Genomic DNA, 15967 nt, shown 5'->3' with positions numbered 1-15967 from the left:
CACCAATGACCGTACGCATCGGCATGATCGGCCCGGGCGGCATGGGCCAGGCTCACATCGACCGGATCCACACCGTCATCGCGGGCGGGCGGGTCGTCGCCGTCTCCGACGTCGACCCGGCCCGAGCGGCCGAGGTGGCGTCGCGGATCGACGGGACGGCATACGCGTCCTCGGCCGAGCTCATCGCCGCCGACGAGGTCGACGCCGTCATGATCTGCAGCTACGGGCCGGCGCACGAGGTGGACGTGCTCGCGGCCATCGCGGCGGGCAAGCCCGTCTTCTGTGAGAAGCCGCTGACGCCGACGGCGGAGGCCGCGCTGCGGATCATGGAGGCCGAGCAGGTCGGCGGGCGGCGCCTGGTGACAGTGGGATTCATGCGTCGCTTCGATCGGAGCTACCGCGAGATGAAGACGCTGCTCGACTCGGGCGAGCTCGGCGAGACGCTCATGGTCCACTGCGCGCACCGCAACCCGACCGTGCCCGAGCACTACACGTGGGACATGGCCATCAACGACACCGCGATCCACGAGGTCGACACGATGCGCTGGCTGCTCGGCGAGGAGTTCGTCTCGGCGCGCGTCGACAAGCCGAAGAAGACGTCGCTGCGCTTCGAGCACCTCCAGGACCCGCTCGTGCTCATCCTCGAGACGGAGTCGGGGGTGCGCGTCGACGACGAGATCTTCGTCAACTGCCAGTTCGGCTACGACATCCGCTGCGAAGCCGTTGCCGAGAAGGGGACGGTGTCGTTGGGCGACCAGAACGCGATCGTCGTGCGCGACGGCGTCGGGGTGCGCAACGCCATCGCCCGCGACCACAACGACCGCTTCTGGGGCGCCTTCGTCACGGAGGTCCAGGAGTGGATCTCCGCGGTCGCGCGGGGCGAGCACACCGGGTCGACGTCGTGGGACGGGTATGCCGCCGCGTGCGTCTGTGACGCCGGTGTCCGAGCGCTCACCGACGAGGGCGTCGTCAAGGTCGAGATGATCGCGAAGCCCGACTTCTACGCCTGACGTCGGGCGCCGGCCGGCTCACGGCCACACCGACGGAACGCGGTGGATCGCCGGCACCAGGTGCCGGCGATCCACCCGCGGTGAACGCTCGGATCGCCCTGATCGGCAACGTTGGACTCGCGTGGACAGATGGTCCGCTCGTGGCTACTTTGGGCAGATCGTCGCGGGGGCGGTCAGCCTCCTCGGTCCGATCGAGAGGGCTGTCCCATGTCTCGTCACGTGAACCCCTGTCACTGCTCCACCACCATGGATCGGACGGCCTGACGTGGCCGGCGCGGGGCCGGAGCTCAAGCGGTCGCTCAACCAGCGGCAGCTGACGATGATCGCCATGGGCGGTGTCATCGGGGCGGGCCTGTTCGTCGGCTCGGGCACCGTCATCCACGACACGGGCCCCGGGGCGTTCATCACCTACGCCCTGTGCGGCGTCCTCATCATCATGGTGATGCGGATGCTGGCCGAGATGGCCGTGGCCAACCCGTCGACCGGCTCGTTCGCCGACTACTCCCGCAAGGCGCTCGGTGACTGGGCGGGCTTCTCCGTCGGCTGGCTCTACTGGTACTTCTGGGTCATCGTCGTGGGCTTCGAGGCCGTCGCCGGCGCCAAGGTCATCAACTTCTGGCTGCCGGGGGTGCCGACGTGGGTGCTGAGCCTCCTGCTCATGCTCCTCATGACGGGCACCAACCTCATCTCGGTCTCGTCGTTCGGGGAGTTCGAGTTCTGGTTCGCCGGGATCAAGGTCGCGGCGATCATCGTCTTCCTCGCCTGCGGTGCCCTCTTCGTCTTCGGCATCTGGCCGAACGCCGACCTCGACTTCAGCAACCTCACCGCGCACGGCGGCTTCTTCCCCAACGGCGGACTGGCGGTCACGGCGGGTGTCGTGACGGTGATCTTCTCGATGGTGGGCGCCGAGATCGCGACCATCGCCGCAGCCGAGTCCGACAACCCGGAGCGGGCCGTGTCCAAGGCCGCGAACTCCGTCATCACCCGCATCGCCATCTTCTTCGTCGGCTCGATCTTCCTGCTCGCGGTGATCCTTCCGTGGAACTCGGCCACCTTGGAGGCGTCGCCCTACGTCGCGGCCTTCCAGGAGATGGGCATCCCGTATGCCGACCACGTGATGAACGCGGTCGTGCTGACCGCCGTGCTCAGCTGCCTCAACTCCGGCCTCTACACCGCGTCCCGGATGCTCTTCGTGCTGGCCGCCCGCCGGGAGGCACCCGCCTCGATGGTCTCGGTCAACTCCCGTGGAGTGCCGATGGTCGCCATCCTGGCCTCGTCGGTCGTCGGCTTCCTCGCCGTCATCATGGCTGCCGTGTCGCCCGACACCGTCTTCTCGTTCCTGCTCAACTCGTCCGGCGCCGTCATCCTCTTCGTCTACCTGCTCATCGCCGTCTCGCAGATCATCCTGCGCTACCGGGCTGACGCGTCGACGCTCAAGGTGAAGATGTGGTGGTTCCCCGCCCTGTCGGTCATCACGGCGCTCGGCATCGTCCTGGTGCTCGTCCAGATGGGACTCACCGAGGACGTGCGCATCCAGCTCGTGCTGAGCCTCGTGTCGTTCGGCATCGTGCTCGTCCTCTTCTTCATCAACCGGGCCCGCATCGCGCGCCTGCCCGAGCGTGTCGCGCCCGACCACACCGGTGAGGCGCGCCGCGTGCTCGTGCTCGCCAACCAGACCCTCGAGGCCGACGAGCTGATGCGCGAGCTCCAGCGCATCGACGCGATGGGCAAGGCGACCTACTACGTCTGCGTCCCGGCCAGCGCCGTCGAGACGGGCACCGCCTCGACGCACGGCGCCGTGTCCGTCGCCGAGGCGACGACCGAGGCGGCGCAGGCCCGGCTGGACCGGACCCTCGATGCCCTCACGGCGCACCACCTCGACGCGACCGGTGGGCTCGGCGACTACCGGCCGCTGCGTGCCCTCCGGGCGGCGGTGAGCCACTTCGACCCCGACCAGATCGTCATCGTGACGCTGCCCGCCTCGGACTCGATCTGGCAGCGCTTCGAGGTCGTCGACCGGGCCGGCGAGCTCGGTCTGCCGGTGACCCACGTCGAGGCCGCCTCGCTCGTCATGCAGGCCTGAGCCGTGGCCATCGTCGTCGCCTACACGGCGCAGGACAGCGGCGCGTCGGCGCTCGAGCTGGCCGCCGTGCTGTCACGGTCGACGGGCGAGCCCCTCACCGTGGCCGTCGTCGTGACGACCCCGCACGCAGCGGGGGCCGCGGAGTTCGTCGACGGGGACTACCTCGGGCCGCTCCGCGACTGGGGCGAGTCGGTCCTCGAGCAGGCCCGGACGGCGCTGCCTCCTGACGTCGAGGCGAGCTTCGTGGTGCGTGCGGCATCGTCGATCCCCGCCGGCCTGCTCGAGCTGGCGGCCGAGGTCGACGCGTCCGCCCTCGTGCTCGGCTCGTCGAGCAAGGGCGCGCTGGGTCGCATCTCCTTCGGCAGCGTGACCGACCGGCTCGTGCACTCGGCGCCCCTGTCGGTGCTCCTGGCCCCCCTCGGATACCGACCCACGCCGGGCTCTCGCATCCGCCGGGTCAGCATCGGCTTCGGCGGGTCTGCGGGCGCGTCGCACGTGGCGGCCGTGGGGGCCGCGGTCGCCGAAGCCCTCGGTGCGAGCCTGCGGGCGGTGTCGTTCGCCGTCCGGCCGCCCAAGCGGATCTACGGCAGCGTCGAGGAGTCGGCCGACGACCTCGTCGTCGACCGGTGGGTGGCGCGCACGACGAGCGCTCTCCGGGCCCAGGTGGGAGCCCACGACGCCGCACTGGCCGAGCGTCTCGCCCGGTCGCTCGTCGTCGGCGAGGGAGTCTCGTGGAGCACGGCGATCTGGGACGTCGAGTGGAGCGACGGCGACCTGCTCGTCGTCGGTCCGAGCTCGTCGGCCCCGGCCGCCCGGCTCTTCCTCGGCTCGCGCGCCTCGAAGATCATCCGGTCGGCACCGGTGCCCGTCTACCTCGTGCCGGCCCCCCGAGCAGGCTGAGCCTCCTTCTGCACCAAGCAGATCCGGCCGCTACCGGTCCGCGTGAGAGGAGAGCTGGGCGGCGAGATAGGGCGCTGTCGCGCTCCCCTCGACGCCCGCGACCTGCTCCGGGGTGCCCGTCGCCACGACACGGCCCCCCGCGTCCCCACCGCCCGGGCCGAGGTCGATGACCCAGTCCGCGCTGACGATGGTGCCGAGGTCGTGCTCGACGAGCACGACGGTGTTCCCGGCGTCGACCAGCGTGTGGAGCTGGCGCAGCAGCAGGGCGATGTCGGCCGGGTGCAGCCCGACCGTGGGCTCGTCGAGGAGGTAGAGGGCGTGCCCGCGCCGGGCCCGCTGCAGCTCGGTCGCCAGCTTGATCCGCTGGGCCTCCCCACCGCTCAGCTCGGTGGCGGGCTGACCGAGACGCAGGTAGCCGAGCCCCACCTCGCGCAGCGTCGTGAGGCTGCGCGCGGCGGCCGGCACGTCGGCGAGGAAGTCGGCGGCCTCGTCGACGGAGAGGGCCAGCACGTCGGCGACGTTCTTGCCGCGGTGGGTGATCTCGAGCGTCGCGGCGTTGTAGCGCGCGCCGTGGCAGGTCGGGCACGGCGCATACGTCCCGGGCAGGAAGAGCAGCTCGACGGAGACGAAGCCCTCGCCCTGACACGTCTCACAGCGTCCCTCGGCGACGTTGAAGGAGAAGCGGCCCGCGCCGTAGCCGCGCTCGCGCGCCTCGGGGGTGGCGGCATACAGCTTGCGCACGGCGTCGAAGAGGCCGGTGTACGTGGCGAGGTTGGAGCGCGGGGTGCGCCCGATGGGCCGCTGGTCGACACGGACGAGCCGGTCGAACGACTCGAGGCCGGTGGCGTCGTCGACGTCGATCTCGAGCTCGGTCTCCTCGGGGTCGTCGGGGCTCTGGCCGAGGTGGCAGCGGACGAGCTCGGAGAGCACCTGGGTGACGAGCGTCGACTTGCCCGACCCCGAGACTCCGGTGACGGCCGTCAGGACGCAGAGCGGGACGTCGACGGAGACGTCGTCGAGGTTGTGCCGGCTGATCCCGCGCAGGTGCAGCCAGCCCTGGGGCTCGCGCTGCGGCCGCGGGGGACGCTCGGCGCGGCCGAAGAGGTGGTGCCCGGTGACCGAGGCCTCGACGTGCTCGAGCCCGTCGACCGGACCCGAGTAGAGCACGTGGCCGCCCTGCTCGCCCGCGCCCGGACCGATGTCGACGACCCAGTCGGCGCGGCGGACGATGTCGAGGTCGTGCTCGACGACGAAGAGCGAGTTGCCCGAGCGCTTGAGCGCGTCGAGCACCTCGAGCAGCGGCGCGGCATCGGCCGGGTGCAGCCCCGCGGACGGCTCGTCGAGGACGTAGACGACCCCGAAGAGGCCGGACCGCAGCTGGGACGCGATGCGCAGGCGCTGGGCCTCACCGGGGGAGAGCGTCGTCGAGCTGCGTCCCAGCGAGAGGTAGCCGAGGCCGAGGTCGAGCAGCACCTGGACGCGCGCGAGGAGGTCGGTGCAGAGACGCACGGCGACTTCGGTGGCCTCGCCCGACGTGGCGGACGACGTCGCCGCGCCGGCCTCGGTCAGCTCGGCGACGGGGCGCACCAGGGCCGCGAGGTCGGTGAAGGACAACGCGTTGGTATGCGCGATGCTCAGCCCGCGGAAGGTGACGGCGAGGGCGTCCTCCCGCAGTCCCGTGCCGTGGCACGCCGGGCACCGGACGCTGCGGACGAAGCGCAGGGCCTTGTCGCGCATCATCTGGCTCTTCGTGTCGGCCAGGGTGTGGCGGATGTGCTGCGGGCGCTCCAGAAGGTGCCGTGGTAGTCGCGGCCTGTCGTGTCGTCGGCCTCACCGCGCCGGTCGATGAGCACCCGCGGCTGCTCGTCGGTGTAGAGCAGCCAGTCGCGGTCCGCGCGGGAGAGGTCACGCCAAGGTGCCTCGACGTCGATCCCGAGGGTCCTCGTGACGCGCACGAGGTTCTTGCCCTGCCAGGCGCCCGGCCAGGCCGCGATGGCGCCGCCGCGGATGCTCAGGGACGGGTCGGGGACGAGCAGGTCCTCGGCGACGTCGTGCGCCTCGCCCAGCCCGTGGCACTCGGGGCATGCCCCGGCGGCGGTGTTGGGGGAGAAGGCCTCTGCTTCGAGGCGGGTCGCGCCGACGGGGTAGGTGCCGGCGCGGGAGTAGAGCATCCGCACGAGGTTGGAGAGGGTCGTCAGCGTGCCGACGGTCGAGCGCGAGCTCGGGGCGCCGCGGCGCTGCTGGAGGGCGACGGCCGGCGGCAGGCCGGTGATCTCCTGCACGTGCGGGGCGCCGACCTGCTGGAGCAGCCGGCGGGCGTAGGGCGCCACCGACTCGAAGTAGCGCCGCTGCGCCTCGGCATAGAGGGTGCCGAAGGCGAGGGAGGACTTGCCCGAGCCGGAGACGCCGGTGAAGGCCACCATCGCGTCACGCGGCAGGTCGACGTCGACGGTCTTGAGGTTGTGCTCGCTGGCTCCGCGGACGTGGACGAAGTGGTCGGTCGGGTCGAGGTGCACGTGACCTGTCTAGTCGCTCGGGCCCGGGCGGGCACCATCGGTCGTGGCCGGTCGGGTCAGTACTCGCCCTTGATGACGAAGTAGGAGCCCCGGATCGTGCCGGCCAGCTTCGACCTCTGACGGGCGAACTTGAACCGGGACGCGAGCTCCTCGGGGACCTCCATGCCGTCGGAGAGCTTGAAGCCGACGGCGCGCTTGCCCGCCGGGTCGATCGCGTACATGACGTTGATCGACAGGCCGGACTCGTAGAAGACGTAGGCCATCCTGAGCCCGTCGACCTCGAACGCCGTGGCCTCGAGGGGCCGCGACTCGATCGTGAGGTCACGCTCCTCCGCGAGGATGCGGTGGACGTACTCGACGATCTCGCTCGCGTCTGCCGCGGGCTCGACGGTGAGGACGTGGTCGTACTTGTTCTTGTAGTAGCGCGCCTCGTTGGCCCGGAGGCCGGCCAGCGCCTCCGCGACGGGGGAGCTCTCGAGCCCCTCGGTGGACACGTCCACGAAGTCGACGACGTACGACACGGCATACCTCCTGGTCTCGGGGCTTCGTCGCCACAGTAGCGCCGCGCCCACGCGATGACCCCTCCACCGGACCGGGGCCGGTGGAGGGGCCAGGCCGAGCCCGGGCGCCGTCAGTCGGCGACGTGGAGGGCCTTGACCTCGTCGCGGGCAGCCACGATCGCGGCGTGCTGGCGGGTCACGACGGCGCGGAAGCCGGCGCTGAGGTCGGCCTTCTCGGCCTTCTCGTACTCGGAGACCGCGTGGTCCTCGCCGGTCACGGCCGCGCCGAGGACGCTGCCCGCGTCGTCGCCCGTCAGGGCGTCCTTGAGCGAGATCCAGCCGCGGTGCACGGTCGCCGCGACCGATCCGCTCTCGTCGACGTCGTCGCCGTACTCATGGCCCATCTCGACGATCTCGCGGTGGAAGCCGGCGCGCTGCTCGGACAGCCGCTGCAGGGTGGTGGCCCACTCGGCGCGGTCGCTGTCACGCAGCTTCTCCGCAGCTGAGGCGAAGCCGCGCTCGCCGTCCTTCAGGGTCTCCACGAGGTCCTTGGCGACCTTCTCGTCATCCGACATGTGCACTCCTTCGATCGGGTTGCTGGTCCCTCGGGTCCTACCCGACGGCGTCACGACCCAACCGTGGGCAGCCCGGATCCGCCCCGCGCCGGGTGCGCCACGAGCCGGTGTTCGTGGTCGGCGCTTCACGCGTAGCGATCTGATGAGCACCGCCCGACGATAGAGTCGAGGAAGGATCCGGGCGTCTGGGAGGAGGCCACGGCGATGGCATCGGAATCGGTCGAGGACGAGCGCCAGTGGGCTGCCGAGAAGCGCGACTTCGTCGCCGACCGACGTGACGAGCTGGCGGCTGAGCGCGACGCCGTCGCGGACGCGAGGGACGCGATCGCGGACGCGCGACAGGCTCGGCTGGACGAGCTGGAACGGCAGCTGGACGCCCGCGCGGTCGAGCTCGGATCCACAGGTGACAGTGTCGAATCGGCTGCTTCACGACTTGCCGACCGGGTCGGCCGGGCACGGGCGCTCGAGGACCGTGAGGAGATGGCCACCTCCCGCGATGCCGCCGAGGTCGACCGGGACGAGGCTGCTGAGCGACGGCACGCGGCCACTCCGACGACCAAGCTGGCCGCGGCGTTCGCCGAGGTCGCCGAGCACCTCTACGCCGCCGACTCCTTCGACGAGGTCATGTCGCGGATCGCCCAGGCCGCGGTGAGCACCATCGCGGGGTGTCAGATGGCCAGCGTCACGCTCCGGGAGAGCGGGGCCTTCCAGACCGCAGCGACCACGGCCTCGGCCGCCACGGCCGTCGACGACGCGCAGTACGCGGCACACGAGGGACCCTGCCTGGACGCGGTGGACGAAGCCATCGTGTATGCGCGGGCCTTCCCCGACACACGCTGGCCGACGCTGGCGTCACGCCCGGTCGACCACGGCGCCGAGTCCGCCGCCTCATACCGCCTGGCCGCGCCGAGACTGTGGACCGACGGCGCCGGGGGGTCGCTCAACACCTACGGGGCCGAGCCGGATGCGTTCAGCGACGACGCGCGGGACATCGGGCTCATCCTGGCTGCGCACGCGGGGCTGGCAGCGGGAGCAGCCCACGAACGTCGCGACCTCGAGGACCTGGCCGAGGGGCTGAACCAGGCACTCGTGTCCAGGGACGTCATCGGCCAGGCCAAGGGGATCCTCATGGAGCGGCTGAAGCTCACCCCGGAGGATGCGTTCGACGCCCTGCGACGGGCGTCCCAGCGGCTCAACGAGAAGCTCCGGTCGGTGGCTGTCACGGTGGCGCAGACGGGCGAGTTCGACAGCAGCGACGCCCCGCGGGCGGACTCGGGTGCGACCCGGCCGCCTGCGCGAGCCCGCGACGCGGGCGGGGCGTGAGCACCCGGCATACAACGGGTGACGATCACGGGTGCTGAGGGGTCAGCCGTAGCCACCCGAGCCCGGCCAGCCCCGGGCCGCGATGTACCAGATCGCCGACGTCAGCACGGCGCCGATGAGCAGCGCGAAGAGCAGACCGCCGGCCACGGGCAGGAACCAGCCGGGAGCGCGCCTGGACCGGACCGCGACGACCTTGACGACGACGGCACCGATGACGGCGCACCCGAGGATGCCGTGCACGACGGTGCGCGTGGAGACGGGCTCGCCGTCACGGAGCGTCCCGGACTCGAGGCCGAGGGCCCAGAGGCAGTGGTAGGCGACGAGGACGATGAGCACGACGGCGACCGCGCCGCAGATGCGGTGGGCGGTGCCGAGCCAGGACGGCGCGCCGATGCCGAGCCTGCCGTAGAGCCAGAGGGCACCGACGAGCTGGAGCAGCGCGAGCACCCCGATCACCACGGACAGCACGACCTTCATGTCGATCACCGTGCGGAAGCCGAACGTCGTCGTGCCGGCGAGCGTCGGGTCGTGGACCTTGCCGAAGACCCCGACGAGCAGAGCGACGACCGCGCCCGCGGCGAACGCCGTCAGGGGGATCGCCAGGCTCTTCGCAGGCCTGCTGTCAGCCATGGTCTCAGGATCCTCCTGCCCGGCCCGTACGGGAGAGGAACGGCTCAAGACCGAGCCCGTCGCCTGAGACGGAAGGGTCCCGGGGTGCGCGGGGCCGGTCAGTCCGTGCGGGCTGACCGGCTCCACGCCGAGATGGGCTGCGCCGGCGAATCGCTCAGAGGCCGACGGCCGTGACGCCGTAGGTGGCCTGAGCGGTGGTGAAGCCCTCGAACTTCAGCTGTGAGATGAGGCCCCCGCGGGAGAACGGCGTCAGGTCGAGGTAGGACTGGGCCTTCTTGGCGGCCTGCTCCTTCCAGTTCACCGTGATGTGGTCGACGGCGAACGTCGCGTCGGCCTTGGAGAACTGCTCGAACCGCAGCTGCTCGATCAGACCCTTGCGCGAGAACGCCGTGAGCTCGAGGTAGGACTCGGCCTTGGCGACGGCCTGCTCCTGCGACACGGTCATGGCGTTGGCGGCTTCCTCAGCCGCCGCCTTCGCTGCAGCGGCCTTGGCGGCGGCGGCCTTGGCGGCGGCAGCCTTGGCCGCAGCAACCTTCGCAGCGGCAGCCTTGGCCGCAGCAACCTTCGCAGCGGCAGCCTTGGCCGCTGCAGCCTTGGCGGCGGCCGCCTTGTCCGCCGCCTTGTCCTCTGCGGCCTTGTCGGCGGCGGCCTTGTCCGCCGCTGCCGTGTCGACCGTGGCGGCCGGTGAGGCAGCCGGAGTCGTGGCGACGCCCGTCGTGGTCACGCTCGCGGCGGTGGCGGCGGTCGGAGTGGTCTTGGGGTTGTTGCCGGTCGTGCCGATGGCGATGAGAGCGACGACGAGGCCACCAGCCCACAGGCCGGCCTTCTTGCCCTTGCCCATCTTCGGCTTCGTCCTCGCGCCCGACTCCGTGAGCGGAGCGCCCTGCGGAGGTGCCCACGTCAACGGCGCGGTCGGCACTCCTTCGGGCGCGGGGTAGTGGTAGTTGTTGTCGCTCATGAATGGCTCTCCCTGTGGATTCCCTGGAACTGCTAGGGAAGTGTCCGGGCCCATTGGCGGTCGTGTCCCGGTTTCGGAGATATCGGTGGGGACGTGGCCCGGTCTGGATCTAGACGGACGACAGCTCGTGCACGAGCCAGGCGAGGGCCGCGCCGTTGGCGAGGACGGTGAACCAGAAGACCGTGCGGAAGGGCTGCTTGATCGTCTTGTGCCGGAAGACGTGTCGCGCGACGAGCGCCCCCGGCCAGCCACCCAGGAGGTCGATCGTGTGGAGCATGGACTCCGGCGTACGCCGTTTGCCACTGACCGATGCCGCCGACTTGTCCGCGCGGTACATCGCGAAGGCGACGCCGCTGAGCAAGAGGTAGGCGACCGGTAGCCAGACCGGGAGGATGTCCCGCACCAGGAGGACCCCCAAGAGGCCGAAGAAGAGGATCGCGACGGCGACCGCCAGCAGGCTGCCGCGCGCTCGGCGGCGTCCACGCCGGTCTCCGACGCGGTTGTCTGCGGGCATCTCTTCGGCTCCTCGGCTCGGGATGGTCAGGCGGGACAGCCTGGCTCGAGGGGGAGCGGGTCGTCCTGACCGGACATTATGCGGCCCGCCCTGCTGCCCGTGGCGAGGATTCGCGAACGACGGTCGGGTCGGCGGCGCGGCCGAGCAGGGGCGAGCTCGCGTCAGGAGGACTGGGCCGGGCGCACCGGGTAGCGCAGGTGCGTCACCCCGACGCCGGCGATGACGGTCGGGTCGCCGAGGACGGCCGGCGTCGTCGCGAGGTGGTCGAAGAGTCGCACCCCGGAGCCGAGCAGCACTGCGGCGACGTCGATCTGGAGGTGGTCGACCAGTCCGGCGTTGAGCAGCTGCTGGATCGTGTCGGCGCCGTGGACGCCCACGGACTTCTCGCCGGCGGCGTCCTTGGCCTGGCGCACCGCGCTCTCGATGCCGTCCGTCACGAAGTGGACGGTCGACCCGGGCCGGGGCCACCCGTCCGGGACGTCGTGAGTGACGACGAAGGCGGGGCCCCACGCGTGGTTGCCGCCCCAGCCCTGGGCGACCTCGAAGGTGCGGCGTCCGGTGAGGACGGCCCCGAGCTGGGGCGTGAGCTCGCGGAGGTACCGGGCGCTCGGCTCGGACACCCTGAACGTCATGGGGTCCGAGCCTCCGGTGGCGAACTCGACGTCACCGGAGGCGAAGTACCAGTCGAAGACCTGCATCACGTCGTCGTCGGGACCGGCGACGAAGCCGTCGAGCGACATGGACATGATGGCGACGACGTCAGACATGCTGGTGGTTCCTCTCCACAGTGGGTGCATGTGAACTGCTCTCACTCTGGCAACGAACAGCACCGCCTCGGTCGGACAGCGGTCACCGAACGTTCTCGCGGTGCCCCGGGTGGGAGCCCGGTCAGGTCCAGAGCTCGACCAGATGCTCCGCGAGGCCGAGGCCCTGGTCGTAGCCTCCTCGCGCGGCCGGCAGACGCGTCGACGGGTCGAGCGCGTTGGCGCCGAACACGTCACCCGCTCGGCCGTCCGGGAAGACGGTCTCGACCCTGCTGCCACCCGCCCGCAGCTCCGCGACCTGGCTGGAGAGGTCCATGCCCCACTCGAGCGGCATGCGCGTCCGGCCGCTGAAGGGGGACAGCACGAGGACCCGCCCGTAGCCGGCTGCCAGATCGGCGTTCTCGCTGCGCCGGTAGCCGCCGTTGAGGTAGCGGTGCTCGCCGATCCGATAGGGCGTCATCGCCGAGGTGCTGGCGGCAACGGCGTCCACGAGGTCGACCCCGCTGTCCCGGTCGAAGACGACGGGCTCCCCGGTGTCCGCATCGACGGCGGTGATGAGGATGCGCTGACGCGGCCAGTCGTGGTGGGGGAGACGGGACGCGACGATGCCGCGCCACCGTGTCGGGTCGGACGGGTTGGCCGCCTCCCGCTCCAGCGCGGCCGCGCCCATCCGGCGGCGCATGTCGTATGCGTTCTCCGACGTCGCGATGATCGTGTCCGACCACTCCAGGTAGTTCGCGCCCGAGACGTTCGATCCGCCTCGTCGGTGGGCCCCGCCACCCCGGGACGGAGCCGGGGGCACCTCAGCGAGGATGGCGGCATACAGCTCCGTCGGGCGTGTCCTGCCGGTGATCTGGGCTGCCACGGTCGACCCGGCCGAGGTCCCGACGACGAGGTCGGCCTCCGTGAGGTCGACGCCGGCATCCGAGAGCCCGGCGATGAGGCCGAGCTCCCACGCGTTGCCGGCGGCTCCCGCGCCGGCCAGCACGAGGGCGCGTTGGTCGGTGGAGGCCGATTGGCTTGTGGAGTGGGCTTGCTGGGCGATCGGCCAGTTACCTGGTTGTGGGTCTCGAGGCGTCGAGGCGGGAGTGGTGTTCATGGGAGTGCCTTTCGCGGGTTGCGTGGAGGGCCTCCCCGTGGCGACTACGTCGGTCGGGCGATCGTGGACTGCGGGGGAGCACCCAGTGCGGTTGCTGCGTTCACGGGTCTCACCTCCTGCGGACGGATCACGATCAGTCGGACGCTAGCAGCCCGACAGCCCAGTGCGCATCGTCAGGCGACCACGGGCAGGCGGCACGTCACCGCGATGTTCCATAGCCTTCATGGATGGACGTGGTGGAGATGCCGCCGACCGGCACCTGCGAGATCAGCACTGTCGGGCGCAGGAGTGGCCGCGTCACCAGGATCGAGATCTGGTACGTCGTGGTCGACGGACAGATTGTCCTGACCGGCACTCCCGGCTCGAGGCACTGGCTGGCCAACCTGCGCGCACACCGCGAGGCCGTGCTGCACCTGCGTGAGCCGCCCGACGATCGTGCAGTCGTGGCAGACGAGGTGACGGATCCGGCCGTGCGGCGACATGTCACCGAAGAGGCCTGGCGTCTCCAACCGTGGTACGCAGCCCAGCCGTACTCGATGGACGAATGGGTGAGCGGCTCGCCCATGGTCAGGCTGACAGCCCGTGACGAGTGATGTGTCCGCCCGGAACGCGCGACCATCGCCCTGGGCCGCTCATCGTTCGGGCAGGGTCCAACGGCCCTACCCGTTCACGACCACGTCAGCCACGATCGAAGCATGCTGATCGCCGAGGATCTGTTGCTGTTGCTCACCGATGACGACACCGGAAAGCTGGCTGCTTCCAGCACCACGGTGGACATCGCACTGGGGGGTGCCCTGCTGGTCGAGCTCGCACTCATCGAACGTGTCGACGTCGCGGGTCCCGCGCAGGAGGTGGCGCCGGGACGCCTCGTCGTCCATGACCCAGGGCCCACCGGTGACGAGATCCTCGATGAGGCACTCGCAACGGTCACGAGCAAGGAAGGCAAGAAGCCCCAGACCGTGGTGACTGCCCTGGGCAGGGGCACCCGCCTCCGACTCTACGAGCGCCTCGCTGAGGGCGGTGTGCTCCGGGAGCAGGAGGGCCGGGTCCTTGGCGTCTTCCCTACTCACCGCTGGCCCGCCCAGGACGCCAGTCACGAGGCGGCGGTCCGGGCCGCGCTCGAGTCCGCCCTGCGGCACGGCGCGGCCACCGACTCCCGGACCGGCGCACTCGTCTCCCTGCTGTCCGCGCTCAACGCCGTCGCGGACGTCGTGGATCCGAGGGCAGTCGGCCTCTCGAAGCGGGAGCTGAACGCGAACGCTCGCAGGGTCGCCGAAGGCGACTGGGCAGCCGCCGCTGTTCGATCGGCCATCGGGAGCATGATGGCGGCCGTCGCTGCAGCGATCGCGTCCGCCGTCGTCGTTGCCGGAAGTGGCGGCTCCTGAGCTGCAGCGCCAGTCGTCGCCGCTGCTGCTGCCGCTGCGAAGACGGCTCCCTGGGTCGGGATGACCGTCGTGGGCGACCTGTTGATCGCTGACGGATGTGCGAAACGGTGTCAGACCGGGCCATTCCGGCGCTAACGTCTTGAGGTCGGAAAGTCTTCTGCCCTGAGGGGGAGCCGTGCGTGCTACCGGGTGGCGAGCTGTTGCATGGGTGACGGCGCCGATCGTCGGAGCGTTGTCCTTTGCCCCAATCGGTTCGGCGTCGACGCAGCTGAATCCGAAGGTGGAGCACGTGCTGCTGCTCAGCCTCGACGGGTTTCACGACGTCGATCTGACGAACTATGTCGCGGCGCATCCCACATCCGCGCTGGCGGAGGTCGTGGCACGAGGACGTCGCTACTCGAACGCGTCAGCCCAGACACCGTCGGACTCGTTTCCCGGCACGCTCGCCATGGCGACAGGCGGGTCACCGCGGTCGACCGGGGTCTACTACGACGTGTCCTGGGACAACAGCCTCTCGCCGGCCGGCTCGGACTGCAGTACGCGGGGCGCGCTCGTTCCGTTCAACCAGACGATCAACGTCAACGCCAACACGGGTGACAGCGTGGCCGACATCAACCCGGCCAAGCTGCCGCGTGACCCGGACCACGGGTGCAGCGTCGTCTACCCGCATCAGTTCCTCAAGGTGAACACGATCTACGAGGTGGCGCACGCGGCAGGGCTGCGCACGGCCGTCGCCGACAAGCACCCGAGCTACGAGATCCTGTCCGGTCCCTCCGGGACAGGCATCGACGACTTCTACGGCCCCGAGTTCAACGCGGCCAAGGCCGACATCAAGAAGATCATGGCCAACGACGAGCTCAAGGTCAGGGCAGTGCTGAACGAGATCGACGGGCTCGACCACGACGGCACCGCGGTCGTCGGCGTCCCCGCCATCTTCGGCATGAACTTCCAGGCACCGAACATCGGGCAGAAGTTCTCCGGCTACGTCGACGGTGCCGGCACGATCCCCCAGAGCGTCACCACCATCGGCCCCCTCGCCGGGAGCGCCCCCGGGCTCGCGCAGGCGCTCGACTACGTGGACGGCGCGGTGGGCCGGATGCTGAGCCGGGTCGGGGCCAACGGTCTGAACGGCGACACGATGATCATCCTGACCGCCAAGCACGCCAACAGCCCGGTCGACCGCTCCACCCTGCGGTGGATAGACCCAGCCGGCTTCGCTCCGCTCATCAACAGCGTCCAGCCCGGGCTGACCGCGCAGGTGACGGCGGACACGATGGCGCTCGTCTGGCTCACGGATCGCACCCGTGCAGCCGACGTGGCGGCCGTGCTCGAGGCGAACGCCGCGACGGTCGGGGCCAGCACCGTCACCAGCGGTGCCGCAGTCGCGGAGCTCTTCGCCGGACAGCTCGGCGGCAACGCGAGCCGGATCCCCGACGTCGTCGTGCAGCCGGCGACCGGGGTCGTCTATGCCGCGCCGAATGCGAAGCTGGTCGACCACGGAAGCGGTAGCGCCGAAGACACCCACGTCCCCTTGGTCATCATCGAACCCGGTCGCAAGGGCGGTCGCACCCTCGTCTGTCCTGTCTCGCTGCGACAGATCGCGCCGACCGTCCTCCGCGCCCTCGGGCTCAGGGAAGACACGCTCGACGCGGTCCGACTGGAAGGCACGCAGCGGCTGACGAACGGGGACGAGTGTTGAGTTGGTCTGCC

At 70.7% G+C, this 15967-nt stretch carries 14 protein-coding genes and 1 pseudogene; 7 read left to right on the top strand and 8 right to left on the bottom strand.

Annotated elements, in window-relative coordinates; all coding sequences use genetic code 11:
* Positions 1-5: 5 nt before the first annotated feature.
* The 3 genes from ASH01_RS09565 (at position 6) to ASH01_RS09555 (ending at position 3993) form a co-directional block, all read left to right on the top strand.
* Entirely contained in the window at positions 6-1010 is a 1005-nt protein-coding gene (locus ASH01_RS09565; protein WP_056774706.1) for a Gfo/Idh/MocA family protein, read from the top strand.
* Positions 1011-1275: 265 nt separating this feature from the next.
* Positions 1276-3093: an amino acid permease gene (locus tag ASH01_RS09560; protein ID WP_082619634.1), complete on the top strand. Its 1818-nt coding sequence runs from the start codon at positions 1276-1278 to the stop codon at positions 3091-3093.
* Between the two features lie 3 nt (positions 3094-3096).
* Positions 3097-3993: a universal stress protein gene (locus ASH01_RS09555; protein ID WP_056774705.1), complete on the top strand. Its 897-nt coding sequence runs from the start codon at positions 3097-3099 to the stop codon at positions 3991-3993.
* 30 nt (positions 3994-4023) lie between these two features.
* Here ASH01_RS09555 and uvrA read toward each other — a convergent pair.
* The 3 genes and pseudogenes from uvrA to ASH01_RS09540 form a co-directional block, all read right to left on the bottom strand.
* Positions 4024-6509 (bottom strand): annotated as a pseudogene (gene uvrA, locus ASH01_RS09550) (excinuclease ABC subunit UvrA).
* Positions 6510-6565: 56 nt separating this feature from the next.
* Positions 6566-7030: a hypothetical protein gene (locus ASH01_RS09545; RefSeq protein WP_056774702.1), complete on the bottom strand. Its 465-nt coding sequence runs from the start codon at positions 7028-7030 to the stop codon at positions 6566-6568.
* A 110-nt stretch (positions 7031-7140) separates the two neighbouring features.
* A complete protein-coding gene (locus ASH01_RS09540; protein ID WP_056774699.1) occupies positions 7141-7584 on the bottom strand; it encodes a ferritin-like domain-containing protein in 444 nt (147 codons plus the stop codon).
* Between the two features lie 204 nt (positions 7585-7788).
* Here ASH01_RS09540 and ASH01_RS09535 point away from each other — a divergent pair, with 204 nt between their 5' ends.
* Complete coding sequence (locus tag ASH01_RS09535) at positions 7789-8907, top strand: ANTAR domain-containing protein (protein ID WP_056774695.1); 1119 nt, start codon at positions 7789-7791, stop codon at positions 8905-8907.
* Positions 8908-8949: 42 nt separating this feature from the next.
* Here ASH01_RS09535 and ASH01_RS09530 read toward each other — a convergent pair whose 3' ends face one another.
* The 5 genes from ASH01_RS09530 to ASH01_RS09510 all read right to left on the bottom strand — a co-directional run bounded on the left by ASH01_RS09530 (position 8950) and on the right by ASH01_RS09510 (position 12872).
* Positions 8950-9537: a DUF6529 family protein gene (locus tag ASH01_RS09530; RefSeq protein ID WP_056774693.1), complete on the bottom strand. Its 588-nt coding sequence runs from the start codon at positions 9535-9537 to the stop codon at positions 8950-8952.
* A gap of 154 nt (positions 9538-9691) precedes the next feature.
* Complete coding sequence (locus tag ASH01_RS09525; RefSeq protein ID WP_235509584.1) at positions 9692-10495, bottom strand: Ltp family lipoprotein; 804 nt, start codon at positions 10493-10495, stop codon at positions 9692-9694.
* 109 nt (positions 10496-10604) lie between these two features.
* Complete coding sequence (locus ASH01_RS09520) at positions 10605-11009, bottom strand: DUF1294 domain-containing protein (RefSeq protein ID WP_056774690.1); 405 nt, start codon at positions 11007-11009, stop codon at positions 10605-10607.
* 161 nt (positions 11010-11170) lie between these two features.
* The gene (locus ASH01_RS09515) at positions 11171-11776 is read right to left on the bottom strand and encodes a dihydrofolate reductase family protein (RefSeq protein WP_056774687.1); all 606 of its coding nucleotides are present in this window, start codon (positions 11774-11776) and stop codon (positions 11171-11173) included.
* Positions 11777-11897: 121 nt separating this feature from the next.
* On the bottom strand, positions 11898-12872 hold the full coding sequence (locus ASH01_RS09510; protein ID WP_082619633.1) for a patatin-like phospholipase family protein: 975 nt from the start codon (positions 12870-12872) through the stop codon (positions 11898-11900).
* 227 nt (positions 12873-13099) lie between these two features.
* Between ASH01_RS09510 and ASH01_RS09505 the strand changes: the two genes are divergently transcribed.
* The 3 genes from ASH01_RS09505 (at position 13100) to ASH01_RS09495 (ending at position 15956) form a co-directional block, all read left to right on the top strand.
* The gene (locus ASH01_RS09505; protein WP_056774680.1) at positions 13100-13465 is read left to right on the top strand and encodes a nitroreductase/quinone reductase family protein; all 366 of its coding nucleotides are present in this window, start codon (positions 13100-13102) and stop codon (positions 13463-13465) included.
* Between the two features lie 102 nt (positions 13466-13567).
* Positions 13568-14257, top strand: coding sequence for a GOLPH3/VPS74 family protein (locus tag ASH01_RS09500; RefSeq protein ID WP_056774677.1), 690 nt, complete (start codon positions 13568-13570; stop codon positions 14255-14257).
* Positions 14258-14546: 289 nt separating this feature from the next.
* Positions 14547-15956: an alkaline phosphatase family protein gene (locus ASH01_RS09495; RefSeq protein ID WP_162263872.1), complete on the top strand. Its 1410-nt coding sequence runs from the start codon at positions 14547-14549 to the stop codon at positions 15954-15956.
* Positions 15957-15967 lie beyond the last annotated feature (11 nt).

Origin of the sequence: Terrabacter sp. Soil811, from assembly GCF_001429655.1 — a bacterium.
Classification (GTDB): domain Bacteria; phylum Actinomycetota; class Actinomycetes; order Actinomycetales; family Dermatophilaceae; genus Terrabacter.
Note: the sequence above shows the minus strand (reverse complement) of the source record. Positions and strands in the feature narration are given on the sequence as shown.